The sequence below is a fragment of the Cyanobacteriota bacterium genome (assembly GCA_025054735.1).
Lineage (GTDB): Bacteria > Cyanobacteriota > Cyanobacteriia > SKYG9 > SKYG9 > SKYG9.
In genome coordinates, this window is the sequence record JANWZG010000685.1 from 1 (window position 1) to 1,051 (window position 1,051).

Sequence of the window (1,051 nt, forward strand, 5' to 3'; positions counted from 1 at the left end):
ATTAGCTTCACCACTTGGGGCAACCGAGTGGTGGGGGGGCAACATGTAGTGAATATCTGGGCGGCAAGGGCCAGCGAGGCACAGGTGTAGAGAAGTCAGCGATCGACCAGTCTAGTGTATCAGACCAAGATAGGTTGGGAGTGGAAAGCCTAGAGATTCTAGGGAGAGTCAAGATTCTGCTTCAGGGCGCGGCAGGCTAGTTTGGGGTGGTTGTGATGGTTTCGTAGGGCATGGTTAGGTCTTCAGATACTCGTAAGGATAAGAAAAATTAAACCTGATCCTAAATCCCCGTTGGGGGATTAAACTAGATGACAATTGCTGACAGGACAGACACGCTGACCATCCTGCTAAAGCACTATCATCCTCATTCTCTCCCTTTCCCATGCCTCGCACTCGCCAATCCAAAGCAACCCCAGCCTCTATTTTTCCTACTGACACTCAACTGGTGGGGCTAACCCTGCAACTCCAGCCCTGGCAGGAGAGTACGCTCTATCCTCAATATACGATCGGGCTACACGCCTGGTTGTTGGATCAAGTGCGGCAGATGAACCCCGACCTGTCTGCCTATTTGCACGATGGCGAGTCTGAAAAACCCTTTACCATCTCTGGGTTACAGGGTATCGACATTGCGCCGGGCGGCAGTCCCAAGCTCAGCGCCAGCAAATACTACGGTTGGACTATTACAGTACTCTCTCAGCCAGTGGTGACCTGGCTGATGGATTGGTTGCAGCATCCCCCAGTAACTGTTGAGCTGCGGGGTGCACCCCTGAAAATTGTGGATTGGGGCCTCACTACGCCCAGCCATCCTGCCACAACTTACCAGAAGCTGTTTGACGAGCCTATCCCCAATAATCCGGCGATCGCCCTCTCCTTCCTCTCCCCTACCAGTTTCCGCCGCAACAAGCACCACTTTCCGCTACCCGTTCCCACAAACTTATTCCATAGCTACCTACGCCGCTGGAACGACTTTTCGGGCATGGAGTACGACCCAGAAGATTTTTTGGACTGGATTGATGAATCAGTGGTCATCACGCGCCATCACCTGCAATCT

The 1,051-nt window shown here is 52.8% G+C and carries 1 protein-coding gene; it reads left to right on the forward strand.

Going from position 1 to position 1,051, the window contains the following annotated elements; translation table 11 throughout:
• Positions 1-382 precede the first annotated feature (382 nt).
• On the forward strand, positions 383-1,051 hold a 669-nt coding region (gene cas6 / locus NZ772_19385; GenBank protein ID MCS6815720.1), incomplete at its 3' end, for a CRISPR system precrRNA processing endoribonuclease RAMP protein Cas6.